Raw genomic sequence first — 22,184 nt, forward strand, 5'->3', positions numbered from 1 at the left:
CCCAATTATTTCCGAAGCGTAAAGATTATGATATAGTTTGTCGTATGAAATTGAGGTGAACGTATGTTTGAGATGCTTGTCCCCAAACTGGGGGTGAATACGGTATTCGATATTGATCTCGAGGAACTGTATTCCAAGGGCTACCGGGGCATCATTACCGATCTGGACAACACGCTGGTCGGCGCCAAGGCGCCGCTGGCCACGCCGGAGCTGCTGAAGTGGTTCGAAAAGGTGAAGCGGCTCGGCTTTAAGCTGGTGATCGTATCCAATAACAACATGGACCGCGTTTCGCGGTTTGCGGCGCCGCTGAATATTGAATTCGTCCATGGAGCGCGCAAGCCGACCAACGCCCCTTTCCGGAAGGCCATGAAGCTGATGGGCCTTGCACCGGAGAATACAATTGTCGTCGGCGACCAGATGCTCACGGATGTATTCGGAGGCAACCGCCTGGGGCTGTTTACCGTGCTGGTTCAGCCGATTGCTCTGAGTGACGAAGGAATCGGCACACGTATTAACCGCCGTCTGGAACGGATCGCGCTGACCCGATTGCGCAAACAAGGATTGTGGCACGAGGAGGAACAACACGAATGAACGAACAGCTCGAACGGCAGCGTCCCGTCAGCTGCAGCGGCTGCGGCGCCAAGCTGCAGACGGAGGACCGGGACCGGCCGGGATATTTGCCGGAATCGGCTTACAACCGGGAGCCCGTAGTATGCCAGCGGTGCTTCCGCATCAAGAATTATAACGAGGTTTCTTCGGTTTCCGTGGATCAGGATGAATTTCTTCGCCTGCTCTCCGGCATCGGCGAGAAGAACGCGCTTGTCGTCCACATTGTCGATCTGTTCGACTTTGAGGGCAGCCTGATTTCGGGACTGCAGCGGTTCGTCGGCAGCAATCCTGTCATTCTGGCCGTGAACAAATGCGATCTTCTGCCCAAGGTGACCAACTGGAACAAGCTGCGCAACTGGGTCCAGCAGCGCAGCAAGGAGCTTGGACTGAAGACAGAGGAAGTCGTCCTCTGCAGCGCCAAGCGGGGACAGGGCTTTGACCGGTTGCTGGATTCGGTGTCTTCGCTTCGCGGCCGCCGCGACGTATTTGTCGTGGGCGCGACCAATGTAGGCAAGTCCACGCTGATCAACCGGCTTATCTCGGATTATAGCGATCTGGAGCAGGAATTGACGACGTCCCGCTATCCGGGAACGACGCTTGACAGCGTCAAGATTCCTCTTGACGACGGTCATTTCATCATTGACACACCGGGGATCGTCTACCCTTGGCGCTACAGCGAGCTGGTTGAACGGCGCGATCTGGACGCGGTGATGCCCGCGAAGCCGCTCAAACCTGCGGCATATCAGCTGAACGCGGGTCAGACGCTCTTTTTTGGCGGGCTCGGCCGGTTCGATTTTGTGCAGGGTGAGCATCAATCGTTCACCTGCTATATCAGCGGGAGCCTGAACATTCACCGGACCAAGCTGGAGCGGGCGGACGAGCTGTACCGCAATCACCTCGGCGAAATGCTGTCCCCCCCGGCCAAAGAAGATGCCGACAAGCTCCCTGCTTGGCAGCGGCATGAATTCAGAATTGCCAGAGGAAGCCGCAGCGATGTATTCGTATCCGGCCTGGGCTGGATCAAAATAAACGGAACCGAAGGCGCGGTTGTGGCTGTCCATGCCCCGCGGGGTGTGAAGGTGCTGGTTCGCTCTTCGCTGATTTAATCTGAAGGAGGACGCTCATGACCGTTACTGCCGCCGCCTGGCCTTCGCCAAGCGGAAATATTCTATTAGGGGTTATAGGCTGCCCTATTTCCCACTCTAAATCGCCGGTGATGCATACCGCGGGTCTGAAAGCGCTCGGCATTCCAGGAGCTTATGTGCCTTTGCATGTTACCCCGGATAAAGTTGGGGAGATGATCCAGGCCATCCGTACGCTGAATTTTCGGGGCATCAACGTGACCCTTCCGCATAAATTGGCGGTCATCGAACATCTGGACAAAGTGGACCGGGCGGCAGAAGCCATCGGCGCCGTCAACACCATCGTCAATGATAATGGAGTTTTAACCGGCTACAATACGGACGGGATCGGCTATGTCCGTTCGCTGAAATCGGAGGCGGTCTCCGATCTGTCGGGACGGAGAATACTGATTATCGGGGCGGGAGGAGCGTCAAGAGGGATTATCGACGCGCTGCTTCAGGAGAACCCGTCGGCTGTCATTATCGCGAACCGCGACGAGGAGAAGGCAAAGCGGCTAGCGGAAGACTGGAAGAGCCGTGGAGATCTCAAAGGCGTTGGGCTTGACGAGATCGGCCGATACATCGCCGGTACGGACGTCCTGATCAACACGACTTCGGTAGGGATGCATCCGAATACCGAAGGCATGCCGATCGATCCGGATATCATTCCGGAAGGAATCGTCGTCAGCGATCTGATCTATAATCCGCTTCATACCCGTCTGCTGCTGGAAAGCCGGAGCAGAAGGGGCTGCATCATTCATGGCGGCGTGGGCATGTTCATCTACCAGGGAGCTTACGCGCTGGAATACTGGACGGGAAAGCCCGCTCCGGTCGATGCGATGCGGGGGGCGCTGCTGAGCAGTCTCGGCGCCGGATGAAGCTTGGCTGATGGAAATAAAATAAGGGATTTTCGGGTAATAATAGTTGATAAATAAGGAGTATGCATACATGATGTTAACCGGCAAACAAAAGCGCTATCTTCGCTCGCTTGCGCACCATCTCGATCCTGTGTTTCAGGTCGGAAAGGGCGGCGTCAACGAGCATCTGGTCCGCCACATCGAGGAGGCGATTGAAAAGCGCGAGCTGCTGAAGGTCAGCGTGCTAAATAACTGCGACGAGGACCCGAAGGATGTGGGTGCTGAGCTTGCGGAGCAGTCCGGCTCCGAGCTGGTACAGGTGATTGGCAAGACGATCATCCTGTACAAGGAATCCCGTGACAACAAGACCATTGAGCTGCCTCGCTAACGCTGCGTCTGTAAGCGGGCGTGATACGTCCGTGCTTCTTGCGCTGGCGGTCTGCAGAGGAGACCGGCGCAAGGAGGGCTATTATGCAAGGGAGGTGGGGGCGTGAAGGTCGGCATTATGGGCGGCACCTTCGATCCCATTCATATCGGCCATTTGCTGGCCGCGGAGACGGCCAGAGATGCCTTCGGACTGGAACAGGTATGGTTTATGCCATCGCATATCCCGCCGCATAAGCATGCTGCCGGCGCTTCTGGCGAAGAAAGGCTGGAGCTGGTGCGCGAGGCGATCAAGGACGATGAATCTTTTCGCATCCTCGATTGGGAAATTGTGCGCGGAGGCGTTTCCTATACGATTGAGACGGTGCGGCAGCTGCAGGAACGTTATCCGTCGGAGGATTTTTACTTTATTATCGGAGCCGATATGGTTCGGTATTTGCCCAAATGGAGGGAGATCGACGAACTGGTCCGCCGGCTCTTCTTCATAGGAGTGGGCAGGCCGGGGACACCCCTTGACCTGAATGAACTTCCCGTTCATATCGCCGAGCGGGTGCTGCTGGCGGATATGCCGATGGTTGATATCTCTTCCACCATGATCCGGGAGCGGGCCGCCCACGGGAAATCGATCCGGTATATGGTGCCGGAAGCGGTATTCGACTACGTGCAAAGGGGGAATTTGTATGGAGTTCAGCCGCGAAGCGTTGATTAAATCGGTATCCGCGCAGATGCCGGAGAAGCGCTGGAAGCATACGCTGGGCGTTATGGAAACGGCGGTTAAGCTGTCCCGAAAATACGGCGGAGATCCGGAGCGCGCCGAGAAAGCGGCCATTCTCCATGATGTGGCGAAATATTGGCCGGTCGAACGGCAGCGGGAAATCATTGCGCAGAATCATCTTTCGCCGGAACTGCTTAACTTTGACAAGCAGCTGTGGCATGCGGAGGTCGGGGCCTTTGTGGCTCAGACAGAGTATGGCATCGAGGACAGGGAAGTGCTTGACGCGATCCGCTACCACACCTCGGGGCGGGAAGGCATGACCCTGATTGACAAAATCGTCTGTCTGGCCGATTACATCGAGCCGGGCCGCGATTTTCCAGGCGTTGACCGCATCCGCAAGCTATCCAAATCGAGTCTCGAAGAAGGGCTAATCGCTGGATTCGATTCCACGATCAGCCTGCTGCTGGAGAAACGGAAGATTGTATTTCCGCTTACGGTAATGGCAAGAAACGATTTAGTAAGAGTATTGGAGGAAAATGAATGACCAAATCATCCGAAGAACTGCTGCGTCTCACGCTGAACGCGGTTGAAGATAAAAAAGCGATGAACGTTGTCGCCCTCGATTTGCGCGGCATTTCGCTGATCAGCGATTTTTTCATCATTTGCCACGGTAATTCCGACACCCAGGTGCAGGCAATCGCCACCGAGGTTCGCAAGGTAGCACAGGAAGCCGGTTCCATCATCCGCGGGATTGAAGGCATGGACGCGGCGCGCTGGGTACTGATGGATTTGGGCGATGTGGTCGTCCACATCTTCCACCGGGACGAGCGCGAGTATTACAATATCGAGCGCCTGTGGTCCGACGCGAAGGTAGTGGAGCACGTATGAGCCTGATCGCCGGAACGGTCATGACGCTGGAAGTGGCGCGGGAAGTCTCGCCCTACGGTTATTTTTTAAACGCGGGCGATCAGGATGTGCTGCTTCACTACACGGAGCTTACGGACAAAATCAAGCCGGGCGACCGCATCGAAGTGTTCCTGTTCTACGATACGGAAGACCGCCTTGCGGCGACGATGAAGAAACCGTATCTTACCCTTGGCGAGCTGGCCCTGCTGGAAGTGGCCGACGTTCATCCCCGGCTGGGATGCTTCCTGGAGATGGGGCTTGGCCGCCAACTGCTGCTGCCCATCCGCGAGCTGCCTGAACTGAAGGAGCTGCATCCTCAGGTTGGAGACCGGGTATTCGTCATCATGGAGCATGACAAGCAGGGGCGGCTGCGGGCGAAGCTTGCGGGTGAACCGGAGCTCGCTCCGCTTACATTCCAGGCACCTGCAAGCTGGAAGGGCCAGTGGTTGAAGGCCCGGGTGTACAAGCCGCTTCAAATGGGCACCTTCGTCATTGTGGACGGGGGCGTTCTCGGCTTCGGCGCGATCGGCATGATCCATTCCTCGGAACGGACGCGGCTGCTTCGGCTGGGTGAGGAGCTGGAGGTCCGGGTGGCCCACATCCGGGAGGACGGACGAGTCAATCTGTCCATGGCCCAGCGCAAGGAAGTGGGACGGGATATCGACTCCGAGAAGATTCTGGAGTTCCTGAAGAACCGCCCGGGCGGGGGGATGCCGTACTCGGATGCGACGCCGCCGGATATCATCAAGCAGCGGTTCGGAATCAGCAAGGCGGCGTTCAAGCGTGCGCTCGGCAAGCTGATGAAGGAAGGCCTCATCACCCAGAAGGAAAGCTGGACGTATCTGGTGCAGGGAGAGAAGGCCGGCGAGGCTTCCGGCAAGCAGAATGGCGGCGGCAGCGGAAGCTCTGCCGAATAAGAAAGCAATGGAAAGCGCGGTGCCTTGTGTGACCTCCTATGGAAAATTTGCATATGTCTACGATGAACTGATGGCCGATATGCCGTACCCGCAGTGGCTGGCCTTTGCCGAGACCGCCTGGGAACGGCTGGGCAAGCCGAAGTCGGTGGCCGAGCTCGGCTGCGGCACCGGAAGTCTCACCATCCCGCTGGCCAAAGCGGGATATCAGATGACGGGGATTGACCTGTCATCTGATATGCTCGCCGTGGCTCAGCAGAAGTTGGAGGAGCTTCCGCAAGGCCTCGCTTTTTTGCGAGAGGGAAGCGTCCGGTGGATCAGGCAGGACATGAGGGAATGGGAGCTTCCGGAACCGGTGGACTCCGTGATTTCCTTTTGCGACAGCCTGAATTATGTCCTAGACGAGAACGGGATTGCTTCGGTCTTCAAGCGCACATACGAGGGGCTTAAGCCGGGAGGCAGCTTTCTGTTCGATGTTCACCATCCATCGACGCTGATCCGCTATGCGGAAGAGCAGCCTTTTGTTATGGATGAGCCTTCCGTTTCGTACATCTGGACTTGTGATCTGGATGAGCCGAGAATGGAGATCGAGCATCATTTGTCCATCTTCGTGAGCGAAGCGCCGGGGAGCGATCGGTATCGCCGGTTTGAGGAAGTCCATGTTCAGCGGGCATATGATCCCGAGTGGATGGCGGAAGAGCTGCGAAAAGCCGGCTTCCGTCAGGTGCAGGTGTATGCCGACTTTAAATGGATTCCGGCTGGGAACGAAGCCCAGCGGCTGTTCTATGTGGCAGTAAAGTAACGGTAATGCCCGAGTTTATAAAGTGATGATTGGCGGTTTTTCTCCGGCTCTGGAGAAGAACCGCTTTTTTGCCGTTGCATGAGAGAGCGCCTTCACCTTTATATAGGGAGAATTCGACAGGCTGGAGAATTAAGCGAATCACAAAAAAGGATATCCCGCGAAGCGCTGGAACGCAGCGGAATATCCTGTCTTCCAAAGCCTGCTACCGATGCTCGATCAGGTCGATGGCGCCAAGAACAACATGCGCGAGACCAAAGCCAAGTACGCCTGTAGCAATCATCTTATACTTGCTTCCAAGCAAAGCGGCCCCAGAAGCGGATACAACGGTACCAAGAACGGCGGGAATCAAACCTTCACGCATTTGAAACACTCCTTCTCGCTGGATTTGGGTGACGAAGAATAGTGTGCACGCGGAGCAGCAAGACTATGCGAACATAGGAAAGCCTTGAATCTGCGATACGTTAGACCCCGGCTTTAAACTCAACCCTTCCAAGAGCATCGCCGGAGGGAGAAAATCCGGTTCTCAGGAGCGCGCTTCTGTTACAGCTTCGGCTGCAGCGTGCTGAAGCTCTTTGGTCTCGCGGACATCGTACAGCACCCGGGCGAGCAGATGCTGGCTGTAGTTGCCGAAATGCTTGCCGTAGATCGTCAGCCCGCGTTTGTTTACCGATTTGTCGGTAACGGCGATGCGGAAGGTCAGCTCGCTTTTGTAATCAAGCTTGATATCGTTCAGTGTAACGTCCGAGCTGCGGCAGCCGTCGATAAAGCATCCTTCCTGGTTGATCCGGATCAGCTTCAGCATCCCGTATTGATTCAAATGAGGAGGCCACCAATCGGGGGTGAACGTTCCCCTTGGATCTCCGAAATCGCCGGGGCTTGTCCAGTAGCCGAGTTCTACGCCATTCAGGTAAAAATATATATCCGATGGATAAGGATCGAGGCATCCGGGAGCTTCCGATCCCAGCTCGAGCGAGAACTGAATCTCGCGGAAGCGCTGGTTGGACTTCAAATAGTTCGGAATCCGGTATTCCAGAAAGCCTTCGGCCATCCAGACAATCTCCGCATGAATCCGCTGCGGATCGGCAAAATACCGGGGCTCGTCCAGATCTCCGATAATCCGTTCCCGGGTCGCCAGACCGCAGGTTGGAGCGGCAGCATAGTTGCTGTAGTGGCCCACCTGAATCTCGACTTCGTACAGATTGTCGGCATCCTTGCTGCGGAGATCAACCATCAGCCGGTCTTTGTTCAAAAAACACACCTTCTGGATGCCGTGCTTGCCCACCGAAGTAGTGATTTTGATTAAACCGCTTTCTTCCAGTTTTTTAATATGCATGGTAATCGCGCCGTTGGTCAGATTCAGCCGTTTGGCGATTTCGTTAAGGTTCAGTTCCTGGTTGGAGCCCAGCATCTCCAGAATTTGAATCCGGATTTCGGAGCTCAGCGCCTTGAAGATATCCAGGCCGCTCTTTAAATCTTTAATGTAGATCATATGTGCTTCCTTCTCCCAGTAGGCTTTGTGAAAATCAGTAGTTTACATAATTATAAACGAATTTTGGCAAAATAATATAACGAGGCTGTCCCAATTGTCATCACCAAGGTGACGAAGGGACAGCCTCGCTCGCTATTATTTAAATTATCGCTTCTACCGTCTTAAGCGTCAATTAATCCTGCAGGGAAGGATGCAGGCTCTCCTGTTTGCCGCTGTGCTTGGTCTCCCACATCGCTTCGATTTCTTCGAGCGATTTGCCCTTCGTCTCGGGAATGACTCCCCAAGTGAAGAGGAAGGTGAACAGGGACGTCGCACCGAAAATCCAGAACGTTACAGCTGGTCCCGCGGAAGCGAGCAGCGGCGGGAAGGACTGGGACACCGCGAAGTCGGCTCCCCACAGGGCCATTGTTGCGACCGCTGTGGCCAGGCCGCGAATCCGGCTTGGGAAGATCTCGGACAGAATTACCCAGACAACCGCTCCAAGCGAAATAGCAAAGGCCGCGACGTAAACGAGAATGCAGATCAGGACGATCGGACCGCTTGTCTGTCCCGTATAGAAGGCGAAGCCGATGATTGTAAGACTGATTGTCATGAAGATCGAACCGACGAGCAGCAGCAGCTTGCGTCCAAGTTTATCGACAAGCCACAGAGATAGCGCGGTGAAGATCAGGTTGACCAGCCCGACCATAATGGTCTGGGTAAGAGAGCCGCTCGTTCCGGCTCCGGTCTGGCGGAAAATTTCCGGCGCATAGTACATAACCGCGTTGATTCCCGTAACCTGCTGAAGCATAGCGGTGATAATACCAACGATAAGAACGATGCGCAGAGCCGGAGTGAATCTCCGTCCGGAGGCGGCTTTTGCTTCCTCGTCCTGCTTGAAGGTCTGCTTGATGTCGAGCACTTCTTTCTTCGCCAGCTCTTCTCCGTGAATCTTCAGCAGAATCGGCAGGGCTTCAGCGGCCCTTCCTTTCTTGATCAGCCATCTTGGGCTTTCCGGAACCAGGAACAGCAGAACCAGGAACAGCAGTCCCGGAACGATGCCGCTTCCGAACATGATGCGCCAGCCGGTGGATACGTCCCATGCATCGTTGCCGAGGCTGGATACGCCAAATGCCAGGAAAGAACCGATGAGAATGCCGGATACCACCGCCATCTGGTTCATGGCGACCAGCCGTCCGCGGTATTTCGCGGGCGCAATTTCCGCATTATAGAGCGGGCAGAGCGTTGAGGTGATACCGATGCCAATGCCCTCGATCATGCGGGCCACGATAAAGATCAGCAGGCTCGGCGAAATGGCGGACACGAAAATTCCGGCAGTGTACAAAATTGCCGCCGTAATCAGAACCTTTTTACGGCCGAACCGTTCGCCCAACGCACCGGATACCGCCGCTCCGGCCATACAGCCGATAATCAGGCAGGATACCGTCCAGCCGAGCATGAAGTCGCCCAGCTCAAACCGGGTGCGGAGGAATCCGTTTGCTCCCGACATGACTGCCGTATCGAATCCGAATAAAAAACCGCCAAGAGCTGCAACCATCGCTACAAGCATAACAAATTTAATGCTGCTCTCCTGTTCTTTTGCCGGATTGTTAATTAGAGTACTCATATATTTACCCCTCTCCAAGCCCATTTCGTAATTCTTGAATGACAAGACGTTATAAGACTAAATGCCTAACCTCCGTCTTATTGCATTTAACAACGGATGCCGATAAATGAAGGTGGCGCCGTTCATATTTGAATTATAACATTCCCCAAAAGTGCGCGGCTGAGCAATCCCCTGCACGATTTTGTGCTCTTTTGCGCATTTCTTTAAGGTCGGGCGGGAAAGGGGGAGGAGAATGCCTGTGCTAGCATTATGTTGTCATTCAGGCGCAAAAAAGTCCATGCCTGGCGGCATGGACTCCACTTAATGGATCTGATCGCGGTATTCGCTTGGTGTGATTCCGGTTACCTTTTTGAATACCCGGCTGAAGTAGTTCGGGTCTTTGTAGCCTGCGAGAAAGCAGATTTCTTTCAGGCTGTATTCTCCGGCGGCAATCAGTTCCTTGGCTTTTCCGATTCGGAGGCCGGTTAAATAATCAATAAAGGTTTCGCCCGTGAGCTGCTTGAAGATTTTGCTGAAGTAAAAAGAATTCAGATGAACGTGATCAGCAACCTCCTCAAGTGAGAGCTCTTCCGTGAACCTGGCGCCGATGTATACCTTCGCCTTGTCCAGCACGCCCATCGTCTGCTGCTCCCGCTCCTCCCTTATCCGCTGGAGTGCGGCGGCGACATAGGAGCGCTGGCCTGCCCGGTCAATAGCGGCCGGGGTCCCGCCGTTAAAATCCCGTTCCTCTTTCTTCAGCTCGCCGAAGCGGCACACCCCGCCGCTGCGCTCGACAATGGTGGAGGCGAATACGGCTTCAAAATACGATTCATGTAGGCCTTCCGCGCCTTCGCGGATCGTGCCGATCCCGACCGCCGTGGAAAGTCCGAGGTGCTGCTCCGCATGGGAGCGCAGCTTCTCTCCGTATTCAACAGACTGTTCGTTGAAATCCGCTTCCAGCATGTCCGGCGGTACGCGCAGGAATACGGCGATATGACTGTCGATGAGAGAGCTCGAAATGGAACTGCCGAACGTTCGGACAAGACTGTGGATAACGCTGTATGCTCTCTGCCTGCCGATATTCGCGTCGTCGTTGAAGGCGATAACGAGCCCGAGACCCCGGTCCAGCGGGAAGTCCAGCCATTCGGAAAGCTGCAGGCTGTCTTCATCCGCGGCTTTATTCATCATCAGAAGGAGAGCGAGCTCATTCTCGGCAAGCGGCATAAGCTGCGACATCCGGTCGCGGATTTCGAGCTCTTCCTCGCGTTTGGCTTTTTCCTGGTCCAGTTCCTCCATAAGCTTTCGCAGCAGGGCTATCAGGTCTTCCCGTTTGGCCGGCTTTACGATATACTCCCTGACCCCCAGCGATATGGCTTCCTTGGCATAGGCAAAATAATCATACGCCGTCACCAGCACGAGCTTGGCGTCCGGCATCCGCGACTTGATCTCTTTGAGGGCCTCCAGGCCCTGAATTCCGGGCATATTGACATCCATAAAAATAATATGGGGCCGCTGCTCCTCGGCCAGTCCGATGGCGGTCCTGCCGTTCTCGGCGTGGATAATCCGGAAGGTGTCCGGCATTGCCCGCCGGATAATCAGCTCCAGCCCCTCGCGCTCAAGCGCCTCGTCATCTGCTATCATCAGCCGATACACTGTTTATCCCGCTCCTTCTCGCCGGAATTGTTAGCATTACGGTGGTCCCTTTCCCCGGCTGGCTGGAGATTTGTACCAAATCCTCCCGCCCATAGACAAGCTCAAGCCTTCTGAACACGTTGCGGGTGCCGAGACCGGTGGAGCGTCCGCCCGTCTTCGTCTGCCCCGAAGCCTGCGGCCCGGGAGCTCCAGGCGCCGGCACTGACTGGGATCGGCTCAGCAGAGCTTCCCGGATCTCCTCGGTCATTCCCTGACCGTTGTCGGAGATAATAATCTTCGTGTCCGAGGTGTCCTCACGAACGATAAGAGAGATGACGGCTCCGCTCTCCATATGGGCAATGCCGTGGACGAACGCATTCTCGATAATTGGCTGCAGTGTCAGGGAGGGCACCCGGACATCGAGCGCCTTCTCTTCGATATCGAGCCGGAACTCCACACGGTCGCGGAACCGGGCCTGCTGCAGCCTGATGTATTCCTTCACATGCTCCAGCTCGCTCCGCAGCGGAACCTGACGGTCCAGATTCTGCAGATTGTAACGCAGAAAGCTCGACATCGAGACAATCAGATCGCTCGTCTTCTCCGCGTCTTCCAGCAGGGCAAGCTTTGAAAGAGCATTAAGCGTATTGTATAAAAAATGGGGATTGATCTGGCTCTGCAGCGCACGCAGCTCCAGGGTCTTCACCAGCTGTTCCTTTTCGGCAATCTCCCTGTCCTTTTCGATGGACTCCTTGAGACCCGCCAGCATCTTGTTGAAGGCGCTTGAAAGGGCCGCCAGCTCATCCTTGCCGCCATCAGGAAGAACGGTGTCCAGATTCCCCTTGGATACCGAATCCGCCGAACGGACCAGCGCGCTGACCGGAGCCGTTATGCTTCGGGAAATCCAGAGCGCGACCACGATGCTGAGCGTCGTAATCAGCGCGAAGACGGCGACGCCCAGCTTGTACAGATGCGCATTGTCCGCCTGGATGCTCCGATAGACCGGCCGGTAATAATCGAGCTCGCCTTCAACGAGCCGCTGGCCTTCGCTCCGGATAAAGGAGACGGTCTTTTCGGCCTCAAGATAATGAGAGAACGCTTCCGACGCCTTGCCGTTCTCGGCGGCGGCCAGCGACTGCTGTTCAAGCGACAGCAGAGTCTGAATCATATTCCCGTACCCGGTCAATGACGAGGCAAGGGGAGGAACCGCGCCCGTTTCCACCAGGGAGGAATGCAGCGCCGAGATCTGGGTAAGCTTCCCGGCCGCCACCGTCTTCATATCCTCCGTAGGATGAAGCAGATAGGAGTACACCGCCTTGAGGCTGTCTTCGGCAGCCTCGGCGGTCTCTTTGTATTTGAGAACCCGGCCCATAATAAGGTCGTAGCTTTCCTGAACGATCGTACCGCTCTGAAACAGGAAATAGGTCACGAGATTCATCAGCAGAACGAGCAGGGGGATAAAGATCAGCAGCTTGTTGCGTATACTCATGGCGCACTCTCCCCCGCAGACTCGATTGGGCCGCTGCCGTCCAGCGGAGAAATCGAGGTGAAGCTGACGTCCGGCACCGTTTTCTGGTGGAAATAATCATTCAGCAGGGTCACGGCCTCAGCGCCCATTTCCATCGGCTCCTGGACAAGGGTCAATTCGATGAGCCCTTTGCGCACGGCTTCCCTGGTGTCCGCGAGATCGTCGAAGGCGAACAGCAGCAGCCCTGTTTTCCCGAGCTGCTGAGCAGCGTCCAGGGCGCCGAGCCCGTCAAGGGAGCTAAAGCCCACAACAGCCTTCAGCTCAGGATAAGCCGCCAGAAGGCTGCGGGTCTGCTCCGCGGCTTGAAGCCGTGAAATATCGGAGGAGCGGATGTCCGCAATCTTTAGCTCCGGATATTGCTGGACAACGCTCCGCAGTCCCTCCAAGCGGAGCCGCTGGCTGTCCGCGCGGGGCGTTCCGACCAGCACGCCGATCGTTCCTTTGCCGCCTGTCGCTTTGGCGACCAGCCGGCCCATTTCCTTGCCGGCCGCCAGATTGTCCGTGCCGACATAGAACAGCCTGTGGCTTCCCGGCTCATCGGCATCGACGGTTACAACGGGAATCCCGAACGATTCCGCACGGTCGATCAGACTCCGCGAAGCGCTTTCGCCGCTGCCCTGCACAATAATAGCATCGGGCCGAGTGGCGATAGCCCGCTCCAGCAGCGACAGCTGTTCCTCTGGATTAATCCGGAGAGGGCCGGTGTATTCAAGGGTCAAGCCGTATTTGCCGGCGGCCTGCCGCGCCCCCTGCTCGATCGAGCGCCAAAAAGGGTTGTCTTGCTCCTGGGAAATCAGGACGACCCGCCGGGAGGAAGCTGCCTGGGCCTGGCCGGGCAGCAGCGTGTCCACCTGCCGCTGCAGCCGGTTCGTCGAGAGAACGAACTGGGCCAGCGTATATAAGAATCCGCACAGTAAAATTAACAGGGCGATCGTCCACTTCCGTTTAAACATCCAGAATCTCCTTATGCACAAGTTGTCATCCCCATTCAGGTTTAACCCCTATTATACCGAAGACTCTGCCAGGCCCCAAATGAAATATTTGCGGAGACTGCGGAGGCGATTATCATTTATACGCAAAGCGGCCCGCAAGCGAGACTTCTTATGGCTAAGAGTCCCGTCGCGGGCCGTTATTTCAATCGATTCAGACCAATTCTATTCATCATGGAATGTATTGCTGAACAATAGAGGTCACTTTTCCGTCTTGCACCGTGATGTGATAAGGGAACTGGCTTAGGTCAACAACATCCGTGCTGCTGAATTTTTCCAAAAATGCATCGAGGCCGACGGCTTCATTCCAATGGATGTCCAGATCCCCCGGATTTCCCGTGTGGTCAAAAATTTGCATCCTGATGCTGACATTATCAGCCAGCGGGTAGCTGGTCAGCGTATCGCTGTCATTCACAATATAATAACCGTCAGGGGTTCCGCCCAGCTCCGCTGCGGCCTCCGATTCCCGCTCCGCGAAGACACGGTCCGCTTCGGCTCCTTCGTACCAGTTAATTTCATCCGCAGTCAGGGTTATCCGATCACCGTCCCGCTCGAGCGAGTGAATATAGACGGTCAATTCCTGCGCCGGTCCGCTGCTCTCGGCAGCCGCCCGGGTTCCGGCTGTGCTTGACGTGTGAATGAGGGAAAAGAACAGCAGTACGATAAAAGGCACTACAGCGGTCTTTTTTAATAACATGATTTAGTATCCCCCTTGTCTCTATGGAGCACAGTATAAGGCTATATACCCGCTGTGTTCTTTCTTAAACGGTTCTCTATAGCATTTAACGGATTAGACGAAAAAAGGTTGCAAAACCCTGCGGCTGCTTCAATTTGATTGGAAACCTTCCTGCTGACGGAGTAGGCCCATTGCCTTTACGACAACGAATAAAGATGGTGAAACTGTACATTTTAAAACGGTAGGCACAAATATCCACCATAAAAAAGGAGATGTCAATTATGCCGCTTGGCTCCCACGAAGCTCATGAACTGAACGAGCTGCTTCTTAGCTGTACGAACTCCATTCAGTGTATGGCGCTGTTTCTTAATCAAGCCCGCGACCCCGAATTAAAAAACATGATTACCCGGCACTATGCAGTCCACGTGCAGGACTACAACATGAAGGTAGAATTTGCCAACAGCGCGTATTCTCCGGATACCTTGAATGTTCCGAACCTGCAGATGAATGCAGGAATGCCTGCGCCTGCCCCCGGCTATACGCCGATGCAGCCTCAAGTGCAGCTTCAACAATTGGACGACCGCTCCATCGCAACTTCCTACCTGCTGACATTGAAACGAGCCGGCCGTGAATACGCCTGGTCTGCTTTCGAATGTTCCACGCCGCAGCTTCGCTCCTTCCTGGAGGATGCATTTCGGATGTGCTCGCATCAGTCTTTTGAAGTCTGGGATTATATGGCGCGCAAAGGACAGTATCCTGTCGTCATGGCTTCCAGCCAAGCAGTCAATGCCATGCAGCAAATTTACCAGCCTGTTCCGGAGCATAATCCGGCGCATCTTTACGGTACAATGTGAGTACACCGGAACACGGACTTCCGTTTCATTAAGATGATAACAGAATATGCCGGATCTATGAGCTGCCCGGGAAAGTCCCGGCGGCTTTTTTTATGTGCAATTAACTGCCGTTTTCTATGCTGCGTGAATCGAGTCCAATCCTCTTCCTTCCTTAGCGATCGAGCCCCCGAACTTCCCGCCGTTTTCCCGAAAAAATCCTTTGCCCTGCGGGGCTCCGCTGCCTTATCATCGATATCAAAAGCACATTAAACGTAAAGGCACGGGAGACGGCATGAAACTATATCTGGAAATTCCGGAGCTCGACAAGCATTTTCCTTTCCGCAGCTTTGTGACCAAGGGGGACCGGCTGTGCTACCCGCATTGGCATAAGGAAATCGAGATCATTTATGTGGCAAAAGGAAGTGTGGATCTAGGGATCAACGATGTTCCGATCCATCTGAGTCAGGGGGAAATCCAGTTCGTGGATAGCGGGGACGTGCATTATTTTCTGGCATCCCCGGACAGCGAGCGGGTGGTTATCCAGTTTGATCTGGGCTTTTTTCAAGAGGTTCCGGTTATGGACGTGAGGGAGCATTCGCTCCGCGATATCTTCGCTTCCATGGAGCACTCGGGGCGCAAGTGGCCCGCGGGGGTGGCGGACAAAATGCGGCGGCTCATCGAAAGCATTCATGAGGAGAACACGCGGAGGGCCGACGGGTATGCTTACCTGATCAAAGCCCGGATGTTTGAGATGCTGACCTTGATCTTCCGCGAGGTTCCAAAGAGCGGCGCGCACCGCCAACCGAAAATATCGGAGGAATCGGCCACCAAATCGAGGGAAACGCTGGAGAAGCTGGAGCGGATTTTTACCTATGTCGAGAATCATTACCGCGAAGCGATCAGTTTAAAGGAAGTTGCGCAATATATGGGCTTCAGCCCTTACTATTTTACCAAGCTGTTTAAACGGAATACGGGCATGACCTTTGTGTCCTTTCTGAATGAATACCGGCTGAATAAGGCCAAATGGATGTTGCTGAACGGAGATGCGCCGATGACGGAGGTCGCCGAGGCTTCGGGGTTCGGGAGCGTGAAGACGTTCCATCATTTTTTCAAAGAAGCGACAGGCATATCTCCGCTGAAATACCGCAGGACAATATACGGGAATAATTCGGCTAGAATGTAGGAAGAAAGCGCCTTCCCCAAGTTGTATCATAAGTAGTGCAAACGATTAAACTCGTACGCGTGATAGCCCTGAATACAGGATTGGCGGTACCTGCGGGCGGGCAGGTTCAGCGCTGTCTATCCATGATTTGAGAGCTCCCGGCGTACCTGGGGACAGGAGAGAAAAAAGGCATGGTCAAAGTAACCGTATGGAATGAGTACCGGCACGAGCGGAACGACGACAAAATTGCAGCTGTATATCCGGGAGGCATTCACAACCAGATCGCAGGCTTTTTGAAGGAAGCAGGTATGGACGTTGCTACGGCAACGCTGGATGAGCCGGAGCACGGGCTTACGGAGGAAGTGCTGAATAATACCGATGTTCTCGTCTGGTGGGGGCACATCGCCCATAAAGAAGTAAGCGACGAGATCGTGGACCGCGTCCATCGGCGCGTTCTTCAGGGCATGGGGCTAGTCGTGCTGCATTCCGGGCATATGTCGAAGATTTTCATGAAGCTGATGGGCACCACTTGCGATTTGAAATGGCGGGATGTCGGGGAGAAGGAACGTCTGTGGGTGATGAACCCGAGCCATCCGATTGCGGAGGGCGTCGGTGAATATATCGAGCTTGACCAGGAGGAAATGTACGGGACGCACTTCGATGTGCCCGCGCCCGAGGAATTGATCTTTGTCGGCTGGTTTGAAGGAGGAAACGTATTTCCAAGCGGCTGCACTTACCGGCGCGGGAACGGCAAAATCTTCTACTTCCAGCCGGGACATGAAGCGTATCCGACCTACTACCATTCGGAAATTCAGAGGGTTATCGTCAATGGCGTGCGGTGGGCCGAGCCGACCAAGCGCGCGTATCCGGTCTACGGCAATTCCAAGGAACTGGAGACGATCAAGCGGGAAGTGCTGCTGTAGATGAAAAAGAGCCGGCCGGGGATATTCCCGGGACCGGCTCTTTTTGTGTGCCGCAAGGCCTGGAGGGCCGATGTGGGGGGGCAGGCGCAGCGAGGGTCGAGGGCCAAGTGCATTGAGATCCAGGCGGTGGATGGGGCGAGGGCTACGAGAGGCAAGGGCTGTAGGGGGGAAGCGCAGCGGTGGGAGGGGGCGAGCGGTGGGAGGGCCAGACGCAGCGAGAGGCGAGTGGTGGGAGTGGTAAGGGCAGCGAGGGCAGACGCAGCGGGGGCCGAGCGGTAGAGGGGGAAGGCACGGCGAGGGCAGACGCAGCGGGGGCCGAGCGGTGAGGGGCAAGGGCATCGAGAGCCAAGCTGTGGGAGGGGCAATTGCCGCGAGGGCCCGCGCTACTAGGGCCGAGTGGTGGGAGGGGCAAGGGCCGCGAGGGCCAAAATCAGCGAGGAACAAACGGTGGGAGGGGTAAACGCAGCGAGGGCTGGGGGTTCCGAAGGTCAGTCGCTAAGAGGGCCAAGCACAGCGAGTCCTTGGGCTCCGTGTGCGGAGGGCTCCGTGCCCATGCGATGTGCTCTTTGTGAGTTGTACGCTGGGTGCATTCTGTTAGCTTCATATTCTCTGTGTGCAATACTGGATCAGTGATCTTTGTGCGCTCCGTAGGCCGTTGTTCTGTGGCTCCATGCTCTCTGTTCGATTATGGCGCCTGAATCGCTTTAGGGCGGTGCAGGAACAGGGAGATTGATGTTATACTAACTGAAGCAGCGATTTGAATCTGCGATTTTGAATAAAACAGGCAGGTGTGTTTCATTGACTCTAAAAGCTTCCAAATCCGCATGGCGCGCGGACAAGCTGTCGAGCCTCGGCTCCTCGATCTTTCAGGAGGTCGCAGGCTGGAAAAACGAAGCGGCCGCGGCCGGCAAGGAAATCATAGACCTCGGGATCGGCAGCCCGGACCGGGGACCGGCCATTGAAATCCGGCGGGCGCTAAGCGAATCCGTCATGAAGGAGGACGGCTACTCGTACCCGTCTTCGGAAGGAGGGCTTGCCTTCCGCCGGAAAGCCTCGGACTGGATGCGGCACCGGTTCGGAGTAGAGGTTGACCCCGAGACCGAGCTGCTGACGCTGATGGGCTCCCAGGACGGGCTGGCGCATCTGGCGCTGGCGATATGCAATCCCGGCGATACGGCGATTGTACCGGACCCGGGATATCCGATTTATTCCGGAGCGCTGGCTATCGCCGGAGTAACGCCGTGGTTGCTACCGCTGAAGGCGGAGAACGGCTTTTTGCCCGATCTGGAAGCCATTCCGGAGGACGTGCTGGAGCGCGCGTCATTTATTCTGCTTAACTTTCCCGGCAATCCGGTTTCGGTTCGGGCTGACGAGGCTTTTTTCGGGGAACTGATTGAACTGGCCCGCAAGTGGAACCTGCTTGTCGTACATGATCTGGCCTATTCTGAAATGGGCTTTGACGGTTATCGGCCGATCAGCATTCTGCAGTTGCCCGGCGCGCGGGAAACAGCGGTTGAATTTCATTCTTTTTCCAAAAGCTTTAACATGGCCGGCTGCCGTATCGGCTTTTTGGCCGGCAATCGGGATGCCGTAGGTGCCCTTCGGACCTTGAAGGGCAACATCGACTACGGCGTCTTCGAGCCCGTGCAGGAAGCGGCCATCGCCGCGCTGGATCAGGCGATGGGCCCGGACGCCGGCGAGGGTGTCGGGCCGCTGTATAAGCGGCGCCGTGACGCCTTCATCGGCGCACTACGCGATCAAGGCTGGGACGTGCCGAAGCCGGCGGCGACGATGTTCGTCTGGGCGCCGCTGCCTGGCGGGGCGGCGGCGGCCGGCATCGACTCGCGGCGCTTCGCCCGCGAGCTGCTGCTGGAGACGGGCGTCGCCGTCATCCCGGGCGACGCCTTCGGCGCGGAAGGGCGGGGCTTCGTCCGCATCGCGCTTGTGCAGGATGCGGAGCGCCTGGCCGAGGCCGCCCAGCGGATCGGGCGGTTTCTCCGCGCCAAAGGGCTGGCGGAGTAGGGGGATGCACGCCTCGGGGTGATCGGTGCTAATCCGGGAGCGGATTGGGTGGAGGCAGGCGCTGACCGATCCGGCAGAGTGCCCCGGCTGGTGCCCCGGCGAGTGGCAGGGGCGATAACGCCGATTCATCCGGCTACCAAAATGGTCAGGCGGAATCACTATAGAAACTATGAACGGGAATTTCTCCCTCATATTTTCCCTTTAAGGCTTGAATTAGGTGGATGAACAGGAAAACCTCCATCTTATTCGGCCTGTTTCCGGGAAAATGATCTTAATCGATCTAATGTGAGGGAGAAATTCCCGCTTATTTATGATTTGGGCCCTTATTAGCCAAATAAGGGGGAGAAATTCCGCTTTAGCGGTAACGAGCGTAGCGCTGGGGCTTGGGTGAGGGCGCGGGGCCGCCTTGGCAGCGTGAGCAGCAGGGCTTGCAGGCCGCCCGCGGCCAGCTTACCACTGCCGCACCTCACCGCCTTGCCTCTGCACTTCTCCGCGCCCACGCGCTCCCGCGCCGCCGCAACCCCGCCCCTACAGCGGCAGATCCCGCCGCTTGAACAGCGCGATGCCCAGGCCGAAGGAGACCAGGCCGACGGCCAGCAGCACAAGGGAGATGCGGCCCCATTCCGCTTGCCCGGTGACGATCTCGGCGGGGCGGTACAGCGTGAAGAGCGTCAGCGACTTCATCCAGCTCAGCTTGTCGCTGATTTTGGCGACCAGGTCGATGGTGAAGAAGCCGAAAGCGATAAGGCCGGAAATCCCGAGCGCTTTCTTCTCGTCATTGGACAGGCAGGACACCAGAAAGGTCAGCCCGCCGATCGCAAAAAACAGCATAAAAGCAACAAGGTTCAGATGCAGAAACCGTGCGCTGTTGAAAGGGTAGGCGTCGCCCAGAAACCAGACCTTTCCCAGAAAGCCCGCCAGCGTCGTTACGCCCACAATGACGATCAGGGACATAATCAGCACCAGCGCCTGCGTCGCCGATACTTTGGCCCGGGTGGTCGGCGTGGACAGCAGATAGGCCATCGAGCCCCGGTCCACCATGCCGGCCATCAGCCGGGTTGACATCTGCACGCACACAATGGACAGGATCAGCACCAGAATAAGCCCGTAATATTCACCCGAGATGAATGCCTCCGCGCTGGCGAAGCCGCTGTTCAGGCCGAACGCGTTGTTCACGCCCTCCGGCATGGACTTGACAATATCGCCAAGCGCCTCGGTGTTTTTTGCGATGCCCGGATACAGCCAGATGATCAGCAGAATATAAAAAGCGGAGCCGAAGGCGTAGTTCATGATCCCCTTGGCGTTCACTTTAATCATTTGTTTAAACAATGGGAAATTCATGGCTGTTGTTCCTCCCGGTCATAATAATCCATAAAAATATCCTCCAGGTTCTGGGTGAATACATCCATGCTGCGGATGCGGTATTTCGCCGCTTCCTCGATGAATGCGTTATAATTGCCCCGGATGGCGACCCGCACGCGGAAATCGTCATAGTTCTCGACGGGCAGACCGGAAGCGCGGAACCGGAGCGCGTCCTCCTTGTTCTCGAAGACGACGTCGAACAGCTTCCGCTGCATCGACTGCAGCTCGTGGATATTTTTCACGGCGACGAGGCTGCCGTCCTTGATAATGGCGGCCCGGTCACACGTCCGCTCGATTTCCGGAAAGCTGTGGGACGACATCAGGAAGGTCGTGCCCCGCTCTTTTTCCTCCAATACGAGTTCAATAAATACCTTCTGCATCAGCGGGTCCAGACCGGATGTGGGCTCATCCAGAATAATCACCTCCGGGCTGTGCATGAATGCGGCGACGAGGCCGACCTTCTGCTTCATCCCTTTGGACATTTTGCGGATCGGCGTGCGCGCGTCAAACTGCAGGCGCCGGATGAGCTCATCGCGCTTTCCTTTGTCCTTCAGGCCCTGCATATCCACCATAAAATCAAGGAAGGCGATTCCCGTCATTCCGTCGACGAAGGCGATTTCCCCCGGCAGGTACCCGACATGCTTTTGCACCGTGCCCTGCGCTTTCCACACATCCAGCCCGCAGATGGCCGCATGTCCCCGGTCAGGCTTCATAAAGCCCATCAGATGCCGGATGGTCGTCGATTTGCCCGCTCCGTTCGGTCCGAGGAACCCGAATACCTCTCCTTTGTTTACCGTAAATGAAATGTCGCGTATCCCTTTTCCGTTTGAAAATGTTTTGGTCAAACCCTGGACAGTAAGCATACTGCCACCTCCGACGTAAAATAATGAAATATTTTTAGTGATATATTTCATGTGTTATAATAGTCCTGGTTGACGCTGACGTCAATAGATTAATGAAATTATTTATAAAAAATATTTCATAAATTACATTTCTATATCCGATATTGCCAGGTTAGGGTGAAAGACAAATGACTAAAGTTAACGGTTTTGAGAAAAGAGCGGCGAAAATCAGGCGGAAAATCATGAAAACGACGATAGAAATGCTGAAAACGTGGGAACCCAAACGGATGCGGATTGCGGATATCGCCAAAGCGGCGGGCGTCTCGCAGGTCACGATTTATAACTATTTTGGCAGTAAGGAGAAATTGCTGGAACAATCCTTTAAGGACTACATCGACCAGTCCATCGAAGGTTTCGAACAATTCATGCAGGGAAACCCGACGATCAAGGATTTTGTGAAATATTCGATTGACCAGGAGAAGGCGCAGTATTCCGTCTTATCCCCGTCGCAGATCAAAGAACTGATGGTCGACGATCCCGAAATGTTCAGCTATATACAGGAGCGTTATGAGAAAACGGTGCTTCCGCTGATCGTCAGACTGGTGGAGGAAGGGAAGGCTAGGAGTGAAATTTCGCCCAAGATTTCGTCCAATTCCGTCCTGATATTCATGAATATGTATATGAAGAGCGTCGGAGATCTGCTGGAAGTGGCACGTAAGCAGGACAATATGGATACTTTTCTCGAGGAGATGACGCATTTGTTCTTCTACGGTCTGTGCGGCCGGGAGGAGTGAAGCCGAAAGGGAGGGGGCGCGGTTTGTCCCGCCGCTGCGGCC

At 55.7% G+C, this 22,184-nt stretch carries 23 protein-coding genes; 14 read left to right on the plus strand and 9 right to left on the minus strand.

Features of this window, described 5'->3' with window-relative positions; translation table 11 throughout:
- The first annotated feature begins 63 nt into the window (after positions 1–63).
- The 9 genes from G5B47_RS10635 to G5B47_RS10675 all read left to right on the plus strand — a co-directional run bounded on the left by G5B47_RS10635 (position 64) and on the right by G5B47_RS10675 (position 6,308).
- On the plus strand, positions 64–591 hold the full coding sequence (locus G5B47_RS10635; protein WP_165097688.1) for a YqeG family HAD IIIA-type phosphatase: 528 nt from the start codon (positions 64–66) through the stop codon (positions 589–591).
- Positions 588–1,715 (plus strand): ribosome biogenesis GTPase YqeH, encoded by a 1,128-nt coding sequence (gene yqeH / locus G5B47_RS10640; protein WP_165097690.1) that lies wholly within the window; start codon positions 588–590, stop codon positions 1,713–1,715. Before G5B47_RS10635 ends, yqeH begins: the two co-directional genes overlap by 4 nt.
- A 17-nt stretch (positions 1,716–1,732) precedes the next feature.
- A complete protein-coding gene (locus tag G5B47_RS10645; protein WP_165097692.1) occupies positions 1,733–2,608 on the plus strand; it encodes a shikimate dehydrogenase in 876 nt (291 codons plus the stop codon).
- A 73-nt stretch (positions 2,609–2,681) separates the two neighbouring features.
- Positions 2,682–2,975, plus strand: a complete 294-nt coding sequence (yhbY, locus tag G5B47_RS10650) for a ribosome assembly RNA-binding protein YhbY (RefSeq protein WP_165098273.1) — start codon at positions 2,682–2,684, stop codon at positions 2,973–2,975.
- A gap of 102 nt (positions 2,976–3,077) precedes the next feature.
- Positions 3,078–3,680: a nicotinate-nucleotide adenylyltransferase gene (locus G5B47_RS10655; RefSeq protein WP_025333988.1), complete on the plus strand. Its 603-nt coding sequence runs from the start codon at positions 3,078–3,080 to the stop codon at positions 3,678–3,680.
- Complete coding sequence (gene yqeK / locus G5B47_RS10660; RefSeq protein ID WP_165097694.1) at positions 3,652–4,230, plus strand: bis(5'-nucleosyl)-tetraphosphatase (symmetrical) YqeK; 579 nt, start codon at positions 3,652–3,654, stop codon at positions 4,228–4,230. The genes G5B47_RS10655 and yqeK overlap by 29 nt, the downstream gene beginning before the upstream one ends.
- Positions 4,227–4,574, plus strand: coding sequence for a ribosome silencing factor (gene rsfS, locus G5B47_RS10665; protein WP_025333990.1), 348 nt, complete (start codon positions 4,227–4,229; stop codon positions 4,572–4,574). Before yqeK ends, rsfS begins: the two co-directional genes overlap by 4 nt.
- A complete protein-coding gene (locus tag G5B47_RS10670) occupies positions 4,571–5,509 on the plus strand; it encodes a CvfB family protein (protein ID WP_165097696.1) in 939 nt (312 codons plus the stop codon). Before rsfS ends, G5B47_RS10670 begins: the two co-directional genes overlap by 4 nt.
- 28 nt (positions 5,510–5,537) lie before the next feature.
- Positions 5,538–6,308, plus strand: a complete 771-nt coding sequence (locus G5B47_RS10675) for a class I SAM-dependent DNA methyltransferase (RefSeq protein WP_165098275.1) — start codon at positions 5,538–5,540, stop codon at positions 6,306–6,308.
- A gap of 202 nt (positions 6,309–6,510) precedes the next feature.
- Here the strand turns inward: G5B47_RS10675 and G5B47_RS10680 are convergent, their stop codons facing one another.
- From G5B47_RS10680 to G5B47_RS10710, 7 genes are all read right to left on the minus strand, one after another.
- Positions 6,511–6,669, minus strand: a complete 159-nt coding sequence (locus G5B47_RS10680; protein ID WP_165097698.1) for an asparagine synthase — start codon at positions 6,667–6,669, stop codon at positions 6,511–6,513.
- Between the two features lie 162 nt (positions 6,670–6,831).
- Positions 6,832–7,797, minus strand: a complete 966-nt coding sequence (locus G5B47_RS10685; protein ID WP_165097700.1) for an ArsR/SmtB family transcription factor — start codon at positions 7,795–7,797, stop codon at positions 6,832–6,834.
- A gap of 172 nt (positions 7,798–7,969) precedes the next feature.
- Complete coding sequence (locus G5B47_RS10690; RefSeq protein ID WP_165097702.1) at positions 7,970–9,403, minus strand: sugar porter family MFS transporter; 1,434 nt, start codon at positions 9,401–9,403, stop codon at positions 7,970–7,972.
- 300 nt (positions 9,404–9,703) lie between these two features.
- Complete coding sequence (locus G5B47_RS10695) at positions 9,704–11,035, minus strand: AraC family transcriptional regulator (protein ID WP_328804510.1); 1,332 nt, start codon at positions 11,033–11,035, stop codon at positions 9,704–9,706.
- Positions 11,010–12,500: a sensor histidine kinase gene (locus G5B47_RS10700; RefSeq protein ID WP_165097704.1), complete on the minus strand. Its 1,491-nt coding sequence runs from the start codon at positions 12,498–12,500 to the stop codon at positions 11,010–11,012. Before G5B47_RS10700 ends, G5B47_RS10695 begins: the two co-directional genes overlap by 26 nt.
- On the minus strand, positions 12,497–13,492 hold the full coding sequence (locus G5B47_RS10705; RefSeq protein ID WP_165097706.1) for a sugar-binding protein: 996 nt from the start codon (positions 13,490–13,492) through the stop codon (positions 12,497–12,499). Before G5B47_RS10705 ends, G5B47_RS10700 begins: the two co-directional genes overlap by 4 nt.
- Before the next feature lie 208 nt (positions 13,493–13,700).
- Complete coding sequence (locus G5B47_RS10710) at positions 13,701–14,225, minus strand: hypothetical protein (RefSeq protein ID WP_165097708.1); 525 nt, start codon at positions 14,223–14,225, stop codon at positions 13,701–13,703.
- A 260-nt stretch (positions 14,226–14,485) separates the two neighbouring features.
- Here G5B47_RS10710 and G5B47_RS10715 point away from each other — a divergent pair, with 260 nt between their 5' ends.
- From G5B47_RS10715 to G5B47_RS10730, 4 genes are all read left to right on the plus strand, one after another.
- Positions 14,486–15,058: a spore coat protein gene (locus tag G5B47_RS10715; RefSeq protein WP_165097711.1), complete on the plus strand. Its 573-nt coding sequence runs from the start codon at positions 14,486–14,488 to the stop codon at positions 15,056–15,058.
- A 271-nt stretch (positions 15,059–15,329) separates the two neighbouring features.
- Entirely contained in the window at positions 15,330–16,220 is an 891-nt protein-coding gene (locus G5B47_RS10720) for an AraC family transcriptional regulator (protein WP_165097713.1), read from the plus strand.
- 170 nt (positions 16,221–16,390) lie between these two features.
- Complete coding sequence (locus G5B47_RS10725) at positions 16,391–17,122, plus strand: ThuA domain-containing protein (protein WP_165097715.1); 732 nt, start codon at positions 16,391–16,393, stop codon at positions 17,120–17,122.
- Positions 17,123–17,920: 798 nt separating this feature from the next.
- Complete coding sequence (locus tag G5B47_RS10730; protein WP_235949824.1) at positions 17,921–19,144, plus strand: aminotransferase class I/II-fold pyridoxal phosphate-dependent enzyme; 1,224 nt, start codon at positions 17,921–17,923, stop codon at positions 19,142–19,144.
- 528 nt (positions 19,145–19,672) lie between these two features.
- On the opposite strand, the gene G5B47_RS10735 is transcribed toward G5B47_RS10730, so the two are convergent.
- Positions 19,673–20,485, minus strand: coding sequence for an ABC transporter permease subunit (locus G5B47_RS10735; protein ID WP_165097719.1), 813 nt, complete (start codon positions 20,483–20,485; stop codon positions 19,673–19,675).
- Entirely contained in the window at positions 20,482–21,369 is an 888-nt protein-coding gene (locus tag G5B47_RS10740) for an ABC transporter ATP-binding protein (protein WP_165097721.1), read from the minus strand. The genes G5B47_RS10735 and G5B47_RS10740 overlap by 4 nt, the downstream gene beginning before the upstream one ends.
- Before the next feature lie 221 nt (positions 21,370–21,590).
- Between G5B47_RS10740 and G5B47_RS10745 the strand changes: the two genes are divergently transcribed.
- A complete protein-coding gene (locus tag G5B47_RS10745; RefSeq protein WP_235957138.1) occupies positions 21,591–22,142 on the plus strand; it encodes a TetR/AcrR family transcriptional regulator in 552 nt (183 codons plus the stop codon).
- The last annotated feature ends 42 nt before the right edge of the window (positions 22,143–22,184 follow it).

Origin of the sequence: Paenibacillus apii (genome assembly GCF_011043685.1) — a bacterium.
GTDB lineage: Bacteria > Bacillota > Bacilli > Paenibacillales > Paenibacillaceae > Paenibacillus_AQ > Paenibacillus_AQ sabinae.

Coding starts and splice junctions, on each gene's coding strand:
- yqeK (WP_165097694.1), top strand. CDS start 3,652: ATGGAGTTCAGCCGCGAAGCGTTGATTAAATCGGTATCCGCGCAGATG.
- G5B47_RS10685 (WP_165097700.1), bottom strand. CDS start 7,797: ATGATCTACATTAAAGATTTAAAGAGCGGCCTGGATATCTTCAAGGCG.
- G5B47_RS10690 (WP_165097702.1), bottom strand. CDS start 9,403: ATGAGTACTCTAATTAACAATCCGGCAAAAGAACAGGAGAGCAGCATT.
- G5B47_RS10700 (WP_165097704.1), bottom strand. CDS start 12,500: ATGAGTATACGCAACAAGCTGCTGATCTTTATCCCCCTGCTCGTTCTG.
- G5B47_RS10745 (WP_235957138.1), top strand. CDS start 21,591: ATGAAAACGACGATAGAAATGCTGAAAACGTGGGAACCCAAACGGATG.
- G5B47_RS10740 (WP_165097721.1), bottom strand. CDS start 21,369: ATGCTTACTGTCCAGGGTTTGACCAAAACATTTTCAAACGGAAAAGGG.
- G5B47_RS10680 (WP_165097698.1), bottom strand. CDS start 6,669: ATGCGTGAAGGTTTGATTCCCGCCGTTCTTGGTACCGTTGTATCCGCT.
- G5B47_RS10645 (WP_165097692.1), top strand. CDS start 1,733: ATGACCGTTACTGCCGCCGCCTGGCCTTCGCCAAGCGGAAATATTCTA.
- yqeH (WP_165097690.1), top strand. CDS start 588: ATGAACGAACAGCTCGAACGGCAGCGTCCCGTCAGCTGCAGCGGCTGC.
- G5B47_RS10725 (WP_165097715.1), top strand. CDS start 16,391: ATGGTCAAAGTAACCGTATGGAATGAGTACCGGCACGAGCGGAACGAC.
- G5B47_RS10635 (WP_165097688.1), top strand. CDS start 64: ATGTTTGAGATGCTTGTCCCCAAACTGGGGGTGAATACGGTATTCGAT.
- yhbY (WP_165098273.1), top strand. CDS start 2,682: ATGTTAACCGGCAAACAAAAGCGCTATCTTCGCTCGCTTGCGCACCAT.
- G5B47_RS10710 (WP_165097708.1), bottom strand. CDS start 14,225: ATGTTATTAAAAAAGACCGCTGTAGTGCCTTTTATCGTACTGCTGTTC.
- G5B47_RS10735 (WP_165097719.1), bottom strand. CDS start 20,485: ATGAATTTCCCATTGTTTAAACAAATGATTAAAGTGAACGCCAAGGGG.
- G5B47_RS10720 (WP_165097713.1), top strand. CDS start 15,330: ATGAAACTATATCTGGAAATTCCGGAGCTCGACAAGCATTTTCCTTTC.
- G5B47_RS10705 (WP_165097706.1), bottom strand. CDS start 13,492: ATGTTTAAACGGAAGTGGACGATCGCCCTGTTAATTTTACTGTGCGGA.
- G5B47_RS10670 (WP_165097696.1), top strand. CDS start 4,571: ATGAGCCTGATCGCCGGAACGGTCATGACGCTGGAAGTGGCGCGGGAA.
- G5B47_RS10715 (WP_165097711.1), top strand. CDS start 14,486: ATGCCGCTTGGCTCCCACGAAGCTCATGAACTGAACGAGCTGCTTCTT.
- rsfS (WP_025333990.1), top strand. CDS start 4,227: ATGACCAAATCATCCGAAGAACTGCTGCGTCTCACGCTGAACGCGGTT.